This is a genomic window from Gallibacterium sp. ZY190522, assembly GCF_054166015.1.
Genome location: NZ_CM135118.1, coordinates 85,806 through 103,215, shown reverse-complemented (window position 1 = coordinate 103,215; position 17,410 = coordinate 85,806). Strand labels below are relative to the sequence as shown.

Genomic DNA, 17,410 nt, shown 5'->3' with positions numbered 1-17,410 from the left:
TTTATGTCTACCCTTGAACTTACCGCACCAGCTCCGCGTTCACCGTTACAAGAGTTTTGGTTCAATTTCAGCAAAAACAAATGGGCTGTGGTCGGTTTAGGATACATTATTATTATTTTTGTTATTAGCTTGTTTGCAGATGTAATTGCACCACACGATCCAATTATGCAGGTTCGTGATGCCTTCCTTCTTCCCCCTGCTTGGATTGACGGAGGAAATTGGAGCCATATTCTAGGAACAGATGACGTAGGAAGAGATATTCTTTCCCGTCTTATCTATGGTGCAAGATTATCTCTTTTCATTGGACTGTTAGTCGTTTCACTTTCTTTTATTTTAGGCGTTACTTTAGGTTTAATTGCCGGTTATTTCGGTGGTTTAGTCGATATGATCATTATGCGAATTATCGATATTATGTTGGCATTACCTAGCCTTTTGCTTGCAATCGCAATTGTGGCAATTTTAGGTCCATCATTGCTCAATGCCTCATTTGCAATTGCTTTTGTATCGTTACCAAGTTACGTCCGTTTAACTCGCGCTTCGGTTTTAAATGAGATCAATCGAGATTACGTAACCGCTTCCCGTGTTGCTGGAGCAGGGATCTTACGTTTAATGTTTATTACCATTTTACCTAACTGTCTTGCACCATTAATTGTGCAGACATCAATGGGCTTCTCCAACGCTATTTTAGATATGGCAGCACTCGGTTTCCTTGGAATTGGCGCTCAACCACCAACACCGGAATGGGGAGCAATGCTGGCAGAAGCATTACAATTTGTTCAACGTGCTTGGTGGGTAGTCACTTTCCCCGGCTTAGCCATTCTTTTCACTGTGCTTGCCTTTAACCTAATGGGTGATGGCTTACGAGATGCACTTGATCCAAAATTGAAACAGTAGGAGTAATAATGTCGTTATTAACCATCAACAATTTATCTGTTCATTTTGGCGATAAAGATAAACCTTTTAAAGCAGTTGATCGTATCAGTTATCAAGTTGAACAGGGTGAAATTTTAGGAATTGTCGGAGAATCTGGTTCAGGAAAATCAGTGAGTTCGTTGGCAATTATGGGACTAATTGATTTTCCAGGACGCGTGAGTGCTGACCAATTACAATTTGATGGGCAGAACTTATTAAAACTGGATGAAAAACAGAAGCAAAAATTAGTCGGTGCTGATGTTGCAATGATCTTTCAAGACCCAATGACAAGTTTAAACCCTTGTTATACGGTAGGTTTCCAAATTATGGAAGCACTCAAAGTACATCAAGGAGGAAGTCGCAGAGAACGTCGAGAGCGTACCCTTGAATTATTAAAATTGGTTGGCATTCCTGACCCAAAATCTCGCCTTGATGTTTATCCACATCAATTATCCGGCGGAATGAGTCAACGAGTGATGATCGCAATGGCAATCGCTTGCAAACCGAAATTATTAATTGCTGATGAACCAACTACTGCATTAGACGTAACAATTCAGGCACAAATTATTGATTTACTTTTAGAATTACAGCAAAAAGAGAATATGGCGTTGATTCTAATCACGCACGATTTAGCATTAGTTGCAGAAGCTGCGCATCGCATTATCGTAATGTATGCCGGTCAAGTAGTTGAAGAGGGTTTATCTGAAGATATTTTCCGTGAACCTAAGCATCCTTATACACAAGCATTATTACGCTCCTTACCGGAGTTTGCCTCCGGAAAATCTCGTTTGCAATCATTACCCGGTGTTGTTCCCGGAAAATATGATCGTCCACAAGGTTGTCTACTTAATCCTCGTTGTCCGTATGCTACGGATGAATGTCGCAAAAATGAACCACAACTACACAAACTAGGCAACCGTTTGGTGAAATGTCATACACCTCTTGATGTACAAGGAAATCCTCAAAATGTCTGATAAACAAATGATTACAAAAACAACGGCGAGTACGCCTTTATTGGAAGCGATTAATCTAAAAAAATATTATCCAGTAAAAAAAGGGCTTTTCACGCCTGTTCAATATGTAAAAGCACTTGACGGCATTTCATTCACATTACAGCAAGGAAAAACATTAGCGGTTGTTGGAGAATCCGGTTGTGGTAAATCAACATTGGGAAGATTACTAACAATGATTGAAAGTCCGACAGAAGGTGAACTCTATTATCAAGGGAAAAATTTTTTAGTTAAAGATAACGAGATTGTTAAATTACGCCGACAAAAAATTCAAATTGTGTTTCAAAACCCTTATGCATCTCTTAATCCACGTAAAAAAATTGGTACGATTCTAGATGAACCGTTAAAAATTAATACTAATCTAACAAAAGATCAGCGTAAAGCAGCGGTCTTATCAATTATGGATAAAGTGGGATTACGTCCGGAATTTTATGATCGTTATCCTCATATGTTTTCTGGGGGGCAACGTCAACGTATTGCCATTGCTCGTGGTTTAATGTTGAATCCCGATATTGTCGTGGCGGATGAACCTGTTTCTGCGCTGGATGTTTCTGTTCGAGCGCAAGTACTAAATTTGATGATGGAATTACAGGAAAACTTAGGTTTATCCTATGTTTTCATTTCTCACGATCTCTCTGTGGTAGAACACATTTCTGATGAAGTAATAGTGATGTATTTAGGTCGTTGTGTCGAACAAGGCACAACCGAACAAATTTTCGGCAACCCACGTCACCCATATACTAAAGCTTTACTCTCAGCGACACCGAGATTATCACCCGAATTAAGACGAGAACGAATCAAACTTTCCGGCGAATTACCTAGCCCATTAAATCCACCAAAAGGTTGTGCTTTCAATGCTCGCTGCCAGTTTGCCACAGAACAGTGTCGTCAACAACAACCGGAATTAAAAACCTATTCTGACGGAGTAAAAATTGCTTGCTTTATGGTTGATAACAATTAGGCGTTTACGCAAAAAATAAAAGGTCTATAATACGCGCATTCTAATTTATGTGTGTTTAAAAATGATCTCAAAACTTGTTTCTAAAGGGTTTATCTTTGGTTGTATCGGTGCCAGCTTTTATGGATTAAACCCTTTATTTACACTGCCTTTATATGAATTAGGGTTATCTCCCGACTCCGTATTATTCTATCGTTTTAGTGTTGCCAGCTTGATCCTTGCATTTATTATGCGGCAACAAAAAATATCTTTTTCACTCACTAAAGTAGAGTTGATTTCTGTTATTTTCGTTGGGGTAATGTTTGCCATTTCATCACTTACTCTCTTTATGAGTTATCAATTGATTGAAGCCGGTATTGCATCAACTATTTTATTTATCTATCCATTATTAGTAGCAGTGATGATGATAATGTTCTTCAAGGAACGTATTAATTTAATCACTATGCTTGCAATTACGCTCGTAATTTTTGGCGTATCTATGCTATACCAAGACAATGATGGTACCAGTCTTAATCCATTTGGTGTCTTGCTTGTCTTTATTTCAGCCTTGACTTACGCCATTTATATTATTGCAGTTGAAAAATCACCTTTGCATAATCTGCCAATCATTAAATTAACTTTTTACGGCTTGCTCTTCAGTGCATTGGTGTTTTTCCTCCGTTTGGATTTCGGCACACATTTGCAAGTAAATAATTCGTCACAATTTTTTATTAATATCATTGGCTTAGCGATTGTTCCGACCGTGCTTTCTTTGGTGTTGATGAATCAGTCTATTCAAATGATCGGTTCAACCACCGCTTCCATTATCGGCGCATTAGAACCGATTACGGCGCTACTAGTCGGCGTTTTAGTATTCCACGAACAGATGACTGTGCGGATTTTATTCGGCATCATCGCGATCCTTTCTGCGATTGTCTTAACCGTTTCAGGGAAAGAAATTTTACGTTTCTTCGGCGGTCGCCATCACCATTTTAGACATTAAAAAAAAGAGAGGTTGGTATCGCTACCAACCTCCTCAATGTTTACGTCCTTGCGACTTACATATCATTGAAAATGGTCGCCCCCTCTTCCGCCGAGCTGATGTTTTGTCTGAACAGTTTAAACAACTCCCGTCCGGAATATTGATACTCCGCACTCAAATCAATCTTCACTGCTTGACGTTCACTTAAATCAGTTAAACAGTTTAAGTGTCCATGTTCTGCATCAATTTCCAACAGATCGCCATTTTGCACATAAGCCAGCGCCCCTCCCTTAACTGATTCAGGTGTTAGATGGATGATTGAAGGCACTTTCCCCGATGCTCCGGACAAACGCCCATCCGTCACCAACGCCACTTTTAACCCTTGTTCCATTAAATTGCCTAAAATCGGCATCAACTGGTGCAATTCCGGCATTCCTCTTGCTGCCGGTCCGCTGTTACGCACCACAATCACTGCATCTTGCGTCAATTTTCCTTGTTGATAAGCGTTCACCACATCCTGTTGTGACTCAAACACCATTGCCGGTGCGGTTAATCGGCGTTTTTCCGGTTGCACCGCACTGATTTTAATCACACCTCGTCCCAGATTACCGGCAACCACTTTTAATCCGCCGTGTGCACTGAATGCTTTACCTTGCTCCGCAATCACATTCTTATCTAAAGTCTGCTCCACCGCCTGATAAACCAATTTCCCTTGTTGTAAGGTCGGCATAGTAAAATAATCCTGCATTGAACCATAAATCGGTGTAGCATCTAAATGTAATAATCCCTGTTCTGCCAGAAGTTTCAGCAATAACGGCACTCCACCTGCTTGATGAAATTGGTTTACATCTGCCGATCCGTTTGGATAAATTTTAGCCAAAAGTGGTACAGCATTCGACAAATCAGAAAAATCATCCCAATTCAGAATAAAACCTGCCGCCTTCGCTACAGCAATCATATGCATTGTGTGATTTGTACTTCCGCCCGAAGCCAATAATGCCACTAAACCATTGACCAAACTTTTCTCATCTAAAACTTTCGCGAGCGGTCTAAAATCACTACTACTTTGACTGATTTTCACCATATGACGGCTAACCATTTCTGTTAACAACGGTCGAATCGGGCTATTCACCGGCACAAATGCAGCACCCGGCAACATTAATCCCATCGCCTCAAACACAAGCTGATTAGTATTTGCCGTACCATAAAACGTACAAGTTCCGTTGCTATGATAAGCTGCATTTTCCATCTGCTGTAACGCTTCTTTACCTAACTTTCCAGCTGCATACTGCTGACGAATAGCAACTTTTTCCTTATTTGATATTCCAGTTGTCATTGGGCCAGTCGGCACAAATGCTGTCGGCAAATGACCATAAGACAATGCCCCCATTAATTGTCCCGGTGCAATTTTATCGCAAATACCTAATAACAATGTGGCATCGAAAGTATTATGACTTAAACCAATCACTGTACTTTGAGCAATTAGATCTCGAGAAAACAATGAAAGATCCATTCCCTCCTGTCCTTGCGTAATACCGTCACACATTGCTGGCACACCTGCTGCTACCTGAGCAGAATGTCCCATTTGTTCTAATATCTGTTTGATTTGTGTTGGATACTCAAGATAAGGCGAATGCGCACTCAACATATCATTATAAGCAGAAACAATTCCCACATTGATTTTTGTAAAATCCAAAATTGTCTGTTTCTGTGCTGGACAGCAGGTTGCTACTGTATGTGCTAAATTACCACAACTAAGATGGGAGCGACTTTTTCCTCGTTGCAACTGATGTTCAATACGAGCTAAATAACGTTCTCGTGTGTGTCGACTGCGTTCCACAATTCGTTTAGTTACTTGAGCAATAACAGAATTCATACTGCACCACCTATTCAGCTAAAAATGGCTTAATAGCAGTAACACAACGATCTACTACCTGTTCAAAAGGTGCATTAATATCAATGTGAATCACATCCGTTTCATCGGCTTGTGGCGTTTCCAATGTTGCAAATTGACTTTTCAACATATCCACTTTCATATAATGACCTTGGCGTTGTTTCATTCTTGATAACACTAAATCAAAATCCCCTTCTAAAAAAATAAACTTCACATCATCATTTCCTTCTCGAATTTGATCTCGATATTTCTTTTTCAAAGCGGAACAGATAATAATGCCTCGTTCAGATTTTTGTTCCAGACTGAATGCAGCATCTCGAATACGCTCCAACCAAGGAGCGCGATCTTCATCATTCAAAGGGTGTCCATCGCGCATTTTGATGATATTGGCACGTGGATGTAGATCATCTCCATCAATTAATTTCAGTCCTAATTGCTGACTAATTGCCGTACCAATACTTGTTTTTCCTGTACTCGAAACCCCCATTAAGATAAAACTTTTTCCTTTTTGTGCTGTCATTTTCATTCCCCTAGAAACAATCAATTCTTACTAAAATCCATCTACGATAACCACTTACCCCAAATACACTATAAAATTTAGAATTAAATGTTATCGGTAACAATTAAAGATTAAATCTATATTACCTATTTCGTCAATAACTGAAATTATTTTTCTTTGATTTAAGTCATTTTTTATTAAAAACCATTTATATTGATTATTTTATATTCTAAAAAACGAAATTATGCCAAAAAATGAGATCTAGATCTCATTTTAGGAAAAATTGTTTTTACAATTTTATTGTTATCGGTAACATATAAAATAATTAAAATGTTTAATCTTTTTTTAGGGAGAATTCTATGGCTCACGATGCAACTACGCTGCTTTTAATTGCACTTGGTGCAATTATTGCTTTATTAGTTTTAATTATACGTTTTAAAGTTCACGCTTTTGTGTCCTTAACATTGGTCAGTCTCTTAACTGCACTTGTTACCGGTACGCCTTATACCAAAATCGTTCCGACAATGCTGAGTGGTTTCGGTAACACCTTAGCCTCTGTCGCTCTATTGGTAGGTTTAGGTGCAATGATTGGTCGTTTATTAGAAATCACCGGTGGTGCAAAAGTACTAGCAGATACCTTAATCAAAATTTTCGGCGAAAAACGCGCACCATTAGCGCTAGGCGTAACATCACTGCTTTTCGGTTTTCCAATCTTTTTCGATGCCGGATTAGTTGTAATGTTGCCAATTATTTTTAGTGTGGCAAAACGCTTTGGTGATTCTACTTTAAAATATGCTTTTCCTGCAGCCGGCGCTTTTGCTGTAATGCACGCTTTTCTACCACCACATCCAGGTCCGGTAGCTTCCGGTGAGTTACTTGGTGTAAATATGGGGCTATTAGTGATTATTGGTTTGCTTACTGCTATCCCAACTTGGTATATCGGTGCTTATCTCTATTCTCAATTTATCGGTAAACGTATTCACGTTGCATTACCAACCACCTTTTTAAGTAAAAATGTGGTTGCTGAAACTGTAAATTCTGAAGTACCAAGCTTTAGAAAAGTTTTATTTATCTTGCTATTACCGCTCTGTTTAATTTTCTTAGATACAGGGTTAAATACTTTAAGTACCATCAAAGTAATTGATGGCTCACAAACTTGGGTTGAAATTCTCAGAATGTTAGGGAAAACTCCTGTTGCTTTATTAATCACATTATTGGTTGCTATTATGTTATTAAAAGGTCAACGTACTAAGGAGCAAATTGAAAAACTTTGCGACAGTGCATTAGGGCCAATCTGCTCAATAGTATTGGTAACAGGTGCTGGTGGTATGTTCGGTGGCGTATTGCGTGCCAGCGGTATTGGCGATGTGTTAGCATCTACTTTATCCAATACCGGTTTGCCTGTTATTGTAGCCGCATTTGTAATTTCAGCCTGTTTACGCGTTGCTCAAGGTTCTGCAACCGTAGCATTAACCACTACCGCTGCTCTTATGGCACCAACTATCGCCGCAACCCCTGGATTAAGCCAATTTGATCTTTGTTTTATCGTGATCTCTATCGCTTCCGGTGCAACTGTGTTATCTCACGTTAATGACTCCGGCTTCTGGTTAATCAGTCGTTTCTTAGAGATGGACACCAAGACAACCTTTAAGACTTGGACTGTTTTAGAAACATTGTTGGGTGTTATCGGTTTTATAATCGTAGCTATCGCCAGCATTTTTCTCTAAGTTTATCAATCATTCACAGTTGGGCGATATGCCCAACTTTTTCTTTATTCCCACTTTTCAGACATCAAAAAAAGCGTAAAATGCATCGCTTATTTCCGTATTTGATTTCATAGGTATGATATGTTTTCGTACATATTCCCATTATTACTTTTAGTAATTTCTAACTGTTTTATGACATTAGCTTGGTATAGTCATTTAAAATTTCTACATAATGCGCCAATTTGGCAAGCTATAATTTTCGGTTGGTTTATCGCATTGTTGGAATACAGTTTTATGATTCCGGCAACACGTTATCTCGCGGCTCAAGGTTTCTCTTTCGGGCAAATGAAAATTACACAAGAAGTGATTACATTGCTCGTTTTTGTGCCGTTTCTAGTTTGGTTCTTTAAACAACCATTTAAATTGGATTATATCTGGGCTGGGCTTTGTCTGTTAGGTTGCGTCTATTTTGTATTCAGAAGTTAAAAACAGCCGTTTAATGGCTGTTTTTTTATAAAATAATTTATTTTATTTAGTTTGCTTCTTGTTGTAGAGCTAATAACGGAATCACCAAATCTTCTTCATCCGCAAGATGACGATAAAGCAGCTCACCGCTCTGTTTAATATTATTGATTAGCTGCTCGACCCATTTTGGCTGCGTTTGCGGTACCGGCGTTTGCCGTAAACGTAACAGATCACGATTGACTTCACTTAACCGTTCGGCAATCTGATGATGATCATTTTCTAACAGATCAAATCCTGAAGCTAATTTCGGTTGTTGCAAACGCATTTTAGGAAAATGTTCATCATCTTCTAAACGATGATGCCCATCCAGATGCCCATAATGCAGATAGGCTTCGTGCAATAACCGTTGCCGGAACGTTTCCCAATCTAAGTGCTGATCCAAATATTGCTGTCCTAGATGCTCTAACATTCCTTGTCCGAAACGCAAGCTATCGTGCATTCCTAACCAACCGGCAGCACCGCTGAAACTCGGCAACATCTGCCATTTTTCAGGTGGAAATTGCTGGAATAGAAAAAGTTGTTCATCTTGCAATAAACTGTGTGGATGGGATGGTTTATAAAGCATCATATTTTCTCCTTATTCAGGGCGGATGCCTTAGCAACCACCCATTTTATCAATTTTCAATTTGACCAAATTTACCTGCATTAAAATCATTTACGGCTTGACGAATCTCTTCGAAAGAATTCATCACAAACGAGCCATAACCGACAACCGGTTCTTCAATCGGTTCCCCTGCTAACAGCAGAATTTTCACCTCTTCATCTGCGGCGGTAATGGTTACTTTGCCGGCACTTCTCTCAAAATTGACTAACTGTCCAGCACTCGCCTGTTCGTTATGGTTAAAGATCGCTTTACCACGCAAAACCACCATAGAGAGAGATTGGCTTTCCGGTATTTCAATCTCAACTTCACGTCCAGCATTAATCACCATATCCCACACATTCATTTTGGTATAGGTTTTCGCTGCTCCTTGAATATCGGCGAAATTACCGGCAATAATGCGGGCATAACCGGCATTATCGGCAAATTCCACCACCGGAATATTCTCTTTAGCGAGGTGCTGATAATGTGCCGGTACATTTTTATCCTTACGCGGCAAGTTTACCCAAAGTTGTACCATTTCAAACATTCCACCTCGACGGCTAAAGGCTTCAGAATGGAACTCTTGATGGATAATACCGGCTCCGGCGGTCATCCATTGCACATCGCCGGCTTTAATCACACCGCCGCCACCGCTGGAATCACGATGTTCCACTTCCCCTTGATAAGCGATCGTTACCGTTTCAAAACCTTTATGCGGATGTTGCCCCACGCCACGAGGTGTCTGGCTGTTCGGTTCATAATATTGTGGTGCGGCATAATCCAACATCAAAAACGGATTTGTTCCACGATCTTCCCCCATATGACTGAATAACGGTTGAACCAAAAAGCCATCTCCGACCCAATGTGCTTGATTTTCTTGATAAATATTTTTAACTTTTCTCATTTTACTATCCTTTTTTCTTTTTAATTCATCATTTAGATTAACATTCCATTTTTTTGTGCCAAACGTAATTTCTGTGGCGTAATATCATTACCTTCGCTATCCACCACCGTAACTGTTGCCAAAATGTTGGTTAATTGACCTCGGATTTTCGCTAAATAGTGTTGACGCAACATTGCTCTTTCCGCAATTTCATCCGTAGTTAAACCTTCATTTTTTGCTTTATGTGCCAACTGATTAATTCTATCCAATTCTGAAATTTGCATTATTACCCTCCTTTATCATTTCATCCCTTGAATTTATGCGGTGCATTATACAAACTTAATTTATTTTTCGTAAGTACGCACATTTTTTATACCTTTAAATTACAATAATTTATTAATTTTCATATAGTTACAAAAACAAAACTGTTATTTTTAAAATTAATATGAAAAATAAATGGACTTTTTTTATAAAATTTTTTCGCTATAATAACGCCGTTTTTTTCAGACAAGCAGAGGAAACAATGCAAGCGACAGACAAAAATATTACCGAACATCAACAATGCCCGGTAAATACCACATTAGATATTATCGGTGGCAAATGGAAAGTGATTATTCTGTATCACCTTTTCCAAGGGACGCAACGTTTCAATGAATTGCGCCGATTGATTCCGAATATCACGCAGCGAATGCTGACATTGCAACTGAGAGAAATGGAAAATGACGGCATTTTGCATCGTGAGGTTTATCCGGAAATTCCGCCGAAAGTGGAATATTCACTGACAGAATTTGGGCAAACCCTACTGCCGGTGATTAAAGCAATGCACAAATGGGGAAACAAATATGAAAAAACCTGCCAACAACGCCATCAACAGGAAAATTAATTTATGATAAAACGTTATCTTGCTACAAAACCGATGGTGGCGCGCGACCATCAACAACATCACCGTGTCGCCACGCCGTTAGAGTTATATTTTGATCTGGTATTTGTGATCGCTATCGCTGCCACGGCAAGCGGTTTGCATCACGCACTCGCCGCCCATCACCTACTGCAAGGGGTGGCTACTTTCTCTTTTTGCTTCTTCACCGTGTGGTGGGCGTGGATGAATTTCACTTGGTTTGCCTCCGCCTACGATACCGATGATACTGCCTATCGTATCGTGACTATGGTGCAAATGTTCGGGGCATTGATTTTAGCCGTCAGCATTAATGAAGTGTTTCATAACGGTTCAATGAAAAATATGTTATGGGGCTTTGTGATTATGCGTTTAGCGCAAGCCTATCAGTGGTTCAGAGCGGCAAAGAATGATCCAACCCGAAAAGCAACCTGCCAACGTTATGGCTACGGTTTGATTATCACCCAAATTTTATGGGCGATTGTCGTGTTCGTCTTAACCGATTATGCCTATTATCTGCTACCGTTAATGATGCTGATTGAACTCTCTGTGCCTTTGTGGGCAGAACGAAAAGAGGCAACCAGTTGGCATCCACATCACATTGCGGAACGTTATGGCTTATTGGCGATTATTCTGCTTGGTGAAGGCTTGCTCGGCATTACCAACGCCATCACGCCATTATTGCGTAGCGAAATTTCATTGCTGACCGAAGCCTTGCCGCTCGGTTTAGGCATTTCTGCCATTATGTTCTCACTTTGGTGGCTCTATTTTAAAATGCCGTTTGCACAATTATTAGAACAACGGCGCACGTTCAAAGCGGCGTTTTTCTTCGGCTATGGTCATTATTTTGTCTTTATCGCCTTAGCCGCTGTCGGTTCGGCATTGGAATTGGTGGCGGATACCGTTACGCAATTAAACAGCACCACTGCCGCTGAACACCCTGTATCACCGCTGTTTGCGATGGCAACCTTAACCACCGCAATCGCCGTTTATTTAACCTCACTTACCTTTATCCGCCGTCGCTTAAGTGGGCAAAGACATTACCACCTATTTGGATACTGGCTAGGTATTATTGCTACTTTCTTAGCATTAGGGGCTGTTTATTTAGAACTGGATCTTATTTGGGCAATCTGGCTTGCTGTTATTGCTCCAGTCATAATGATCTTTATCCACCAACAAGGTGATCAATAATCAATGAGTAATGCGTGATTTTTATTCACGCATTATTATCAATCTTTTCTTCTTTCTTAGCACAGTGTCTGCCCACAACCTGCTCTTTTATTTACGTTTTTACTTTAACTCTCTAAGTTGCTTTAAAAAAACAGAGTGATTATTCATTATAATATGTGATCTAAATCACATAAATTTACAAAAAATGATTAGTAAAAATAATGCAAGAATACCCTATTTTTCTTGTTTTGTACTATATATACAACAATATAATAGAAAATTTAATAAAAAATAGTGATTATATAATCTAATTAATAAATTAATTCGTGAATTTATTATAACAAAACTTTACACCCCCCCCCGCTATGTTATAAAAAGATCTCTTGTCAACCAACTAAAAAAGGAAATTAAGTTATGAAAAAACTTTTCTTAACAACGTTAGTATTGGCTACATCAGTAACAGCTTTTGCCGTAGATAAGCCAAAAGACGGAACAGCTAATTTTAATGGGAAATTGGTAGAGAATACCTGTGAAGTAAATACAAATAGTAAGAACCTCACCGTACAACTACCGACATTACCAATCCGTCTATTACCCGCTGCTAATGACACTGCCGGTTTAACATTATTCCAAATTCAATTGGATAATTGTAATAATCAAAAAGCAAGAGCTTATTTTGTTCCTACCCCAGACAAAGTTGATTTAACTTCTGGTCGTCTAAAAAATACTGAAGCACCAAATACAGCTGCAAAAAATGCACAAGTACAATTACTTGATAGCGATGCAGCTACTGTTATCAATGCAACAGGGACAGGCGGACATCAAGGAAGTAATCTACAAACCATCACTACCTCCAATAACAAACTTACCTACTACGCACGTTACTATGCAACCGGCCCAACAACAGCTGGTAATGTTAAAGCCGCAGTAGATTACTATGTCGAATACGAATAAACATTGTCATTAAAATTTATTTCTCTTCGGGCAGAGTTTCTGCCCGATGTTTAAATAAGGTTGCTCTATGTTGAAAAAATTGATGTTATTGCTTATTGCATTTTCAGCTTCTTCTAGCTATGCCGGTCTTATTATTACTGGCACTCGAGTAATTTACCCTGCTCAACAAAAAAGTGTAAACGTACAAATTTCCAATGTTGGTACGACCCCAGCATTAATGCAAACTTGGATCGATAACGGGCAAATTGACGCTGCTCCCGATCAAATTCAAACCCCCTTTGTTATCACGCCACCTATTTCCAGAATTGAAGCAAATAAAGGGCAAACTATACGAATCACTCACACTGGTGAGGCGTTACCTAAAGATAGAGAATCCGTTTTTTATTTAAATGTATTAGATATTCCACCAAAACCACAAGGTGAAAAAGCACCTGAAAATTACCTTCAAATTGCGGTACGTAGCCGAATAAAACTATTCTATCGACCACGAAATTTGCCGTTCCCTGTTGAACAAGCTTATGAGAAAGTGCAATGGCGTTTAAGTGGCAAAAACGACATTATTGCCAAAAATCCAACACCTTACTTTATTACTTACCAAGATATTGCTGTTCATCAAAACGGACACACAATCGATGTGAAAGAAACCGGGATGGTCGCACCATTTTCTGAAAAACATTTTGCATTAAAACAAGCTATTAGTGGTGGGAACGTGAATTGGCGTGTCATTAACGATTATGGTGCAAAAGTGAGCGGAAACAGTAATTTACACTAAAGAAAATTATCAAATGGAGTTATAACATAATGTGTACAACGGTTTGTAATGCCATTTCATCAAAAAAATATCCATATAAGCAGAGTTTTAAACTTAATGCTTTATCTTTGGCATTGCTAGGTTGCTTTCTACATTCTAGCGTAGAAGCCGTTGAATTTGCTGAGTTTTATGATGGATTTTTACGAGGAAAAACAGTTAAAGAAACAGTAGATATTTCTCGTTTTAATTACGGAAACCCAACACCTGCTGGTGAATATTTAAGTGATATTTACCTTAATCAAGAATTTAAAGGACGCTTAAAACTTCAATTTGTTGAAGTTCCTGAAAAAAATAATACTGCATTATGTGCTGATGACACATTGTTGGAAATATTAGATTTAACCGATGATGCCATTGCTAGAACTCGTAATGAACATAATGGGTGTATTTTATTTGATAATATTGCGCCTGAAATCAAAACTGATTTTAATCTCAACGATTTACAACTTGATGTCAAATCGCCTCAAGCCTTTATTAAGCAACGTCCTTTAGGTTACATTTCCCCCGCTCAATGGCAAGTCGGTGTTCCCGTTGCTTTTATCCGTTATGATGCCTCAAACTATCGCTATAAATACACAGATATAAATTCACAACAAAGTTATTTAGGTATTAATGCTGGTCTCAATTTTGCTGGTTGGGCATTGCGTCATCAAGGTTCGATCTCGTGGCAAAACAATCAGAGATTACCATATCAAAATACGGCAACCTATTTACAACGAGATATTGCTGTACTTCGCGGACAATTAAAAATTGGTGATTTTAATACTGATGGTGTTTTAATGGACAGTTTCTCTTTGCGAGGCGTACAACTCAGTTCTGATGATAGAATGTTAGCCACATCCGTACAAGGCTATGCACCTATTATTCGTGGAATCGCCAATAGTAATGCACGTGTTACAGTTAGACAAAACGGTAGTATTTTACGAGAAGTTACCGTACCGGCAGGCCCATTCAGCATTAACGATTTATACCCAATGGGTTATGGGGGTGATTTACAAGTTGAAATTTTAGAGGCTAACGGTGAAAAACGTACATTTAGCGTTCCTTATACAGCTACTGCCCAACTTATCAGACCGGGATATAGCCGTTACCAAATAGCGGCCGGTCGTTATCGTTTTGGTAATACGCTATTTAATGAAAAAATTGCTCAAGCCACTTGGCAATATGGTCTTAATAACAATATTACTGTTAATTTTGGTGCAACCTTTTCAAAACATTATCACGCAGAATTAGCCGGTTTAGCATTCAACACACCATTTGGTTCATTTGCAACTAATGCGACTTTTTCTACTGCAACAGTGATACCACTTAATGAAAAATACAAAGGCTACAGTTTATCTGCCAGTTATAACAAGCGTATTGATCCCACTAATACTAATGTTACTTTAGCTGCTTATCGCTACCTTTCTCGTAATTATATGAGCCTTGTAGATGTAATGATGTTAAATAACCAACAACGTTTTAATAAAGAGACAAATGGCATCATTCGAAAAAATTTAAAAAATCAATTTCAAATTTCTATTAGCCAAGAATTAAAACCCGGTTGGGGTTCCGCTTACCTAATCGGAACAACCAATACTTATTGGGATAATTCCGCTAAGCAAAATGAGTACCAATTTGGTTATAGTAATAACTACAAAAGTTTAAGCTACAATTTAGCGTTTTCTCAAAGCAAAAATTCCCTTGGACACAAAGAGAAAATAATTTCACTGAATTTATCAATCCCATTTGGTAATAGTGCAAATTCTGCCTATGTATCACAACAGTTAAATTATAACAAAACTCAAGGACATTCTAGTTACACTACGCTTTCAGGTACGCTTGGTGAAACAAATAGTTATAGCTATAACTTATCATTTAATAAACAGCGTGCTTCACATAGTTACGCAATAAATCAAAGTTATTATAGTTCACTAATGCGATTAGATTCTTCTTGGAGTCAAGACAATCTACATAATAACCAATTGTCATTTGGTGCTTCTGGTGCGATTGTTGCTCACCCAAGAGGGATTACCTTAACCAATGATCTTAGTGACACGTTCGCCATTATTCACGCAAAAGGTGCAAAAGGTGCGGTTATTAATGGCACAAACGGAAGCCAAATCGATCGTTTCGGTAATGGTATCGTACCTTATATTTCTCCATACAAAATTAATTATGTTGGCATCAATACTGACAATTTATCTAGCAATGTTGAACTTTCCGCTACGGAAGAAAAAGTGATCCCTCGTGCTAATAACGCTATTTTAGTTGAGTTTGCAACAACAGTCGGTAACGTAGTGTTCTTTGAAATTCAAAATCGAGCAAGTGTGCCTCCATTAGGTACAGAAGTTTTTGATCAAAATGGACAAGCCATTGGTGTTGTCGCTCAAGGCGGTCGTATTTATAGCCATATTTCTGATGAAAAAGGCGTACTACACTTAAAATGGCGTGATAAACAATGCGTAATTCATTATCACATTAATCATAAAACTTCCGAAGATAAACCATTAATTATCCCTGTACAGTGCGAATTTAAATAGAGGTCGCTATGCATTTAAAGTCTTTGTTGTTTCTCTTTTTTTCCTTATTTTTAACCATCTCAAAGGGGTATGCAGATATTCAATATCAAGCTACACCTAATCCTGTTCGTTTAGAATTAAAAGGAAAAATTAATTATATCTATTTAGCACGCGATAATTTTTATGGTAAACGGTTAGCTACCACACCAAAGCAAGTAACACTCTCTTTTCAAGGTTCAGAAGCAACATCTAAACGAAAAAGAATAAGAGTAATGTTAGAACAGTACCTTGTTGGTACAGGGAATAAATTTGAATTACAATTTAACATTACTAATTATTCTTCAGGTAGCCGTTTTTATAAAAAAGAGGTCGTTCAAAATGGGGGAAAAAATTTTAATGCCATTTTTATTGACGTAGATGCCAATATACGACAAGTTTCATTTACTATTAATCCTGAAATTGTAGCTGTCGCTACATCATTAGAAAGGGAAACCGTCACCTACTCTTCTGCACGATTTGAAAATTATGATATGGGCTATATCACAGTAACAGATGACAATGATATATCTATTAGGGGGACGCACGGTACACCTGAAACAGCAATCAAACCAACCGGACTTAATCTCAGAGTTGAATCCAGCACCTGTAACTTGCTTTCCGAAAAAGATATTAATATCAATATGAAAACAATACAGGTCTACAAATTACGCCAAGAAAGAGAAATTGAATCTGGTAATTTTGAAATTCGACTTGGAAATTGTGGTGCCGGTGTACCAGGATTTTTTTTCTCTTCCAATGCTATTGAAAAAATTTTTATTACCTTTTCTGATGCAAGCACGCCTAGCAATTATGGCGATATATTAAGTTTAAGTGAGGATGCTACTGCCTCCGGCATTGGCATCAAAATTTATCCAGAAAATAGCTCTCAAGCAATAAAATTTGGACCACCCTCTCGAATTAAAGGCAATTTAAACGCTATACCTTTCGGAAACTATATTAAACCAACAAACGATTGGGGTTCAGCTTCTCAACGTTATATTGTGAAATACGCTTTAGATCCTAGCACCCCACTCCAGCCAGGCTCAGTTATCAGCAGAGCAACTTTCACTTTCTCCTATCAATAATAGATAAGGTGCGTTGATTCGCAC

General features: G+C 38.5%; 17 protein-coding genes. 12 read left to right on the top strand and 5 right to left on the bottom strand.

The features are described 5' to 3' along the window. Positions 1–3 precede the first annotated feature (3 nt). The 4 genes from dppC to ACXPAV_RS00465 all read left to right on the top strand — a co-directional run bounded on the left by dppC (position 4) and on the right by ACXPAV_RS00465 (position 3,862). Positions 4–894, top strand: a complete 891-nt coding sequence (gene dppC / locus ACXPAV_RS00480) for a dipeptide ABC transporter permease DppC (RefSeq protein ID WP_458003687.1) — start codon at positions 4–6, stop codon at positions 892–894. A gap of 8 nt (positions 895–902) precedes the next feature. Then, positions 903–1,886, top strand: a complete 984-nt coding sequence (gene dppD / locus ACXPAV_RS00475; RefSeq protein WP_065230825.1) for a dipeptide ABC transporter ATP-binding protein — start codon at positions 903–905, stop codon at positions 1,884–1,886. Continuing rightward, positions 1,879–2,883 carry a peptide ABC transporter ATP-binding protein gene (locus ACXPAV_RS00470; protein WP_065230826.1) on the top strand — a complete coding sequence of 335 codons (1,005 nt, stop codon included), beginning with the start codon at positions 1,879–1,881 and terminating at the stop codon, positions 2,881–2,883. Before dppD ends, ACXPAV_RS00470 begins: the two co-directional genes overlap by 8 nt. A 61-nt stretch (positions 2,884–2,944) precedes the next feature. Continuing rightward, positions 2,945–3,862, top strand: a complete 918-nt coding sequence (locus tag ACXPAV_RS00465; RefSeq protein WP_065230827.1) for an EamA family transporter — start codon at positions 2,945–2,947, stop codon at positions 3,860–3,862. A 55-nt stretch (positions 3,863–3,917) separates the two neighbouring features. Here the strand turns inward: ACXPAV_RS00465 and edd are convergent, their stop codons facing one another. Both edd and ACXPAV_RS00455 read right to left on the bottom strand, forming a co-directional pair. Next, a complete protein-coding gene (edd, locus tag ACXPAV_RS00460) occupies positions 3,918–5,717 on the bottom strand; it encodes a phosphogluconate dehydratase (RefSeq protein ID WP_458003686.1) in 1,800 nt (599 codons plus the stop codon). 10 nt (positions 5,718–5,727) lie between these two features. Continuing rightward, positions 5,728–6,255, bottom strand: coding sequence for a gluconokinase (locus ACXPAV_RS00455; RefSeq protein WP_458003685.1), 528 nt, complete (start codon positions 6,253–6,255; stop codon positions 5,728–5,730). A 338-nt stretch (positions 6,256–6,593) separates the two neighbouring features. On the opposite strand from ACXPAV_RS00455, the gene ACXPAV_RS00450 reads away from it, so the two are divergent. Both ACXPAV_RS00450 and ACXPAV_RS00445 read left to right on the top strand, forming a co-directional pair. After that, positions 6,594–7,961, top strand: coding sequence for a GntP family permease (locus ACXPAV_RS00450; protein ID WP_458003684.1), 1,368 nt, complete (start codon positions 6,594–6,596; stop codon positions 7,959–7,961). 120 nt (positions 7,962–8,081) lie between these two features. After that, positions 8,082–8,426, top strand: coding sequence for a DMT family protein (locus ACXPAV_RS00445; protein ID WP_458003683.1), 345 nt, complete (start codon positions 8,082–8,084; stop codon positions 8,424–8,426). 46 nt (positions 8,427–8,472) lie between these two features. On the opposite strand, the gene ACXPAV_RS00440 is transcribed toward ACXPAV_RS00445, so the two are convergent. The 3 genes from ACXPAV_RS00440 to ACXPAV_RS00430 are packed head-to-tail and all read right to left on the bottom strand — an operon-like array spanning position 8,473 to position 10,215. Further along, a complete protein-coding gene (locus tag ACXPAV_RS00440) occupies positions 8,473–9,033 on the bottom strand; it encodes a hemerythrin domain-containing protein (RefSeq protein WP_458003682.1) in 561 nt (186 codons plus the stop codon). Between the two features lie 46 nt (positions 9,034–9,079). Then, positions 9,080–9,952: a pirin family protein gene (locus ACXPAV_RS00435; protein WP_458003681.1), complete on the bottom strand. Its 873-nt coding sequence runs from the start codon at positions 9,950–9,952 to the stop codon at positions 9,080–9,082. 32 nt (positions 9,953–9,984) lie between these two features. Next, positions 9,985–10,215, bottom strand: coding sequence for a DUF896 domain-containing protein (locus ACXPAV_RS00430; RefSeq protein ID WP_458003680.1), 231 nt, complete (start codon positions 10,213–10,215; stop codon positions 9,985–9,987). A gap of 239 nt (positions 10,216–10,454) precedes the next feature. On the opposite strand from ACXPAV_RS00430, the gene ACXPAV_RS00425 reads away from it, so the two are divergent. From ACXPAV_RS00425 to ACXPAV_RS00400, 6 genes are all read left to right on the top strand, one after another. Further along, the gene (locus ACXPAV_RS00425; protein WP_458003679.1) at positions 10,455–10,814 is read left to right on the top strand and encodes a winged helix-turn-helix transcriptional regulator; all 360 of its coding nucleotides are present in this window, start codon (positions 10,455–10,457) and stop codon (positions 10,812–10,814) included. 3 nt (positions 10,815–10,817) lie between these two features. After that, positions 10,818–12,017 (top strand): low temperature requirement protein A, encoded by a 1,200-nt coding sequence (locus ACXPAV_RS00420; protein WP_458003678.1) that lies wholly within the window; start codon positions 10,818–10,820, stop codon positions 12,015–12,017. 393 nt (positions 12,018–12,410) lie between these two features. Further along, positions 12,411–12,950 (top strand): fimbrial protein, encoded by a 540-nt coding sequence (locus ACXPAV_RS00415; RefSeq protein ID WP_458003677.1) that lies wholly within the window; start codon positions 12,411–12,413, stop codon positions 12,948–12,950. A gap of 67 nt (positions 12,951–13,017) precedes the next feature. Continuing rightward, entirely contained in the window at positions 13,018–13,722 is a 705-nt protein-coding gene (locus tag ACXPAV_RS00410; RefSeq protein WP_458003676.1) for a fimbrial biogenesis chaperone, read from the top strand. A 29-nt stretch (positions 13,723–13,751) separates the two neighbouring features. Continuing rightward, the gene (locus tag ACXPAV_RS00405) at positions 13,752–16,283 is read left to right on the top strand and encodes a fimbria/pilus outer membrane usher protein (protein WP_458003675.1); all 2,532 of its coding nucleotides are present in this window, start codon (positions 13,752–13,754) and stop codon (positions 16,281–16,283) included. Positions 16,284–16,291: 8 nt separating this feature from the next. Continuing rightward, positions 16,292–17,386, top strand: coding sequence for a fimbrial protein (locus ACXPAV_RS00400; RefSeq protein WP_458003674.1), 1,095 nt, complete (start codon positions 16,292–16,294; stop codon positions 17,384–17,386). The last annotated feature ends 24 nt before the right edge of the window (positions 17,387–17,410 follow it).

What these genes read in the sequence shown, in the direction of transcription:
- dppC (WP_458003687.1), top strand. Translation starts at nt 4, where the DNA reads ATGTCTACCCTTGAACTTACCGCACCAGCTCCGCGTTCACCGTTACAA.
- dppD (WP_065230825.1), top strand. Translation starts at nt 903, where the DNA reads ATGTCGTTATTAACCATCAACAATTTATCTGTTCATTTTGGCGATAAA.
- ACXPAV_RS00470 (WP_065230826.1), top strand. Translation starts at nt 1,879, where the DNA reads ATGTCTGATAAACAAATGATTACAAAAACAACGGCGAGTACGCCTTTA.
- ACXPAV_RS00465 (WP_065230827.1), top strand. Translation starts at nt 2,945, where the DNA reads ATGATCTCAAAACTTGTTTCTAAAGGGTTTATCTTTGGTTGTATCGGT.
- edd (WP_458003686.1), bottom strand. Translation starts at nt 5,717, where the DNA reads ATGAATTCTGTTATTGCTCAAGTAACTAAACGAATTGTGGAACGCAGT.
- ACXPAV_RS00455 (WP_458003685.1), bottom strand. Translation starts at nt 6,255, where the DNA reads ATGACAGCACAAAAAGGAAAAAGTTTTATCTTAATGGGGGTTTCGAGT.
- ACXPAV_RS00450 (WP_458003684.1), top strand. Translation starts at nt 6,594, where the DNA reads ATGGCTCACGATGCAACTACGCTGCTTTTAATTGCACTTGGTGCAATT.
- ACXPAV_RS00445 (WP_458003683.1), top strand. Translation starts at nt 8,082, where the DNA reads ATGTTTTCGTACATATTCCCATTATTACTTTTAGTAATTTCTAACTGT.
- ACXPAV_RS00440 (WP_458003682.1), bottom strand. Translation starts at nt 9,033, where the DNA reads ATGATGCTTTATAAACCATCCCATCCACACAGTTTATTGCAAGATGAA.
- ACXPAV_RS00435 (WP_458003681.1), bottom strand. Translation starts at nt 9,952, where the DNA reads ATGAGAAAAGTTAAAAATATTTATCAAGAAAATCAAGCACATTGGGTC.
- ACXPAV_RS00430 (WP_458003680.1), bottom strand. Translation starts at nt 10,215, where the DNA reads ATGCAAATTTCAGAATTGGATAGAATTAATCAGTTGGCACATAAAGCA.
- ACXPAV_RS00425 (WP_458003679.1), top strand. Translation starts at nt 10,455, where the DNA reads ATGCAAGCGACAGACAAAAATATTACCGAACATCAACAATGCCCGGTA.
- ACXPAV_RS00420 (WP_458003678.1), top strand. Translation starts at nt 10,818, where the DNA reads ATGATAAAACGTTATCTTGCTACAAAACCGATGGTGGCGCGCGACCAT.
- ACXPAV_RS00415 (WP_458003677.1), top strand. Translation starts at nt 12,411, where the DNA reads ATGAAAAAACTTTTCTTAACAACGTTAGTATTGGCTACATCAGTAACA.
- ACXPAV_RS00410 (WP_458003676.1), top strand. Translation starts at nt 13,018, where the DNA reads ATGTTGAAAAAATTGATGTTATTGCTTATTGCATTTTCAGCTTCTTCT.
- ACXPAV_RS00405 (WP_458003675.1), top strand. Translation starts at nt 13,752, where the DNA reads ATGTGTACAACGGTTTGTAATGCCATTTCATCAAAAAAATATCCATAT.
- ACXPAV_RS00400 (WP_458003674.1), top strand. Translation starts at nt 16,292, where the DNA reads ATGCATTTAAAGTCTTTGTTGTTTCTCTTTTTTTCCTTATTTTTAACC.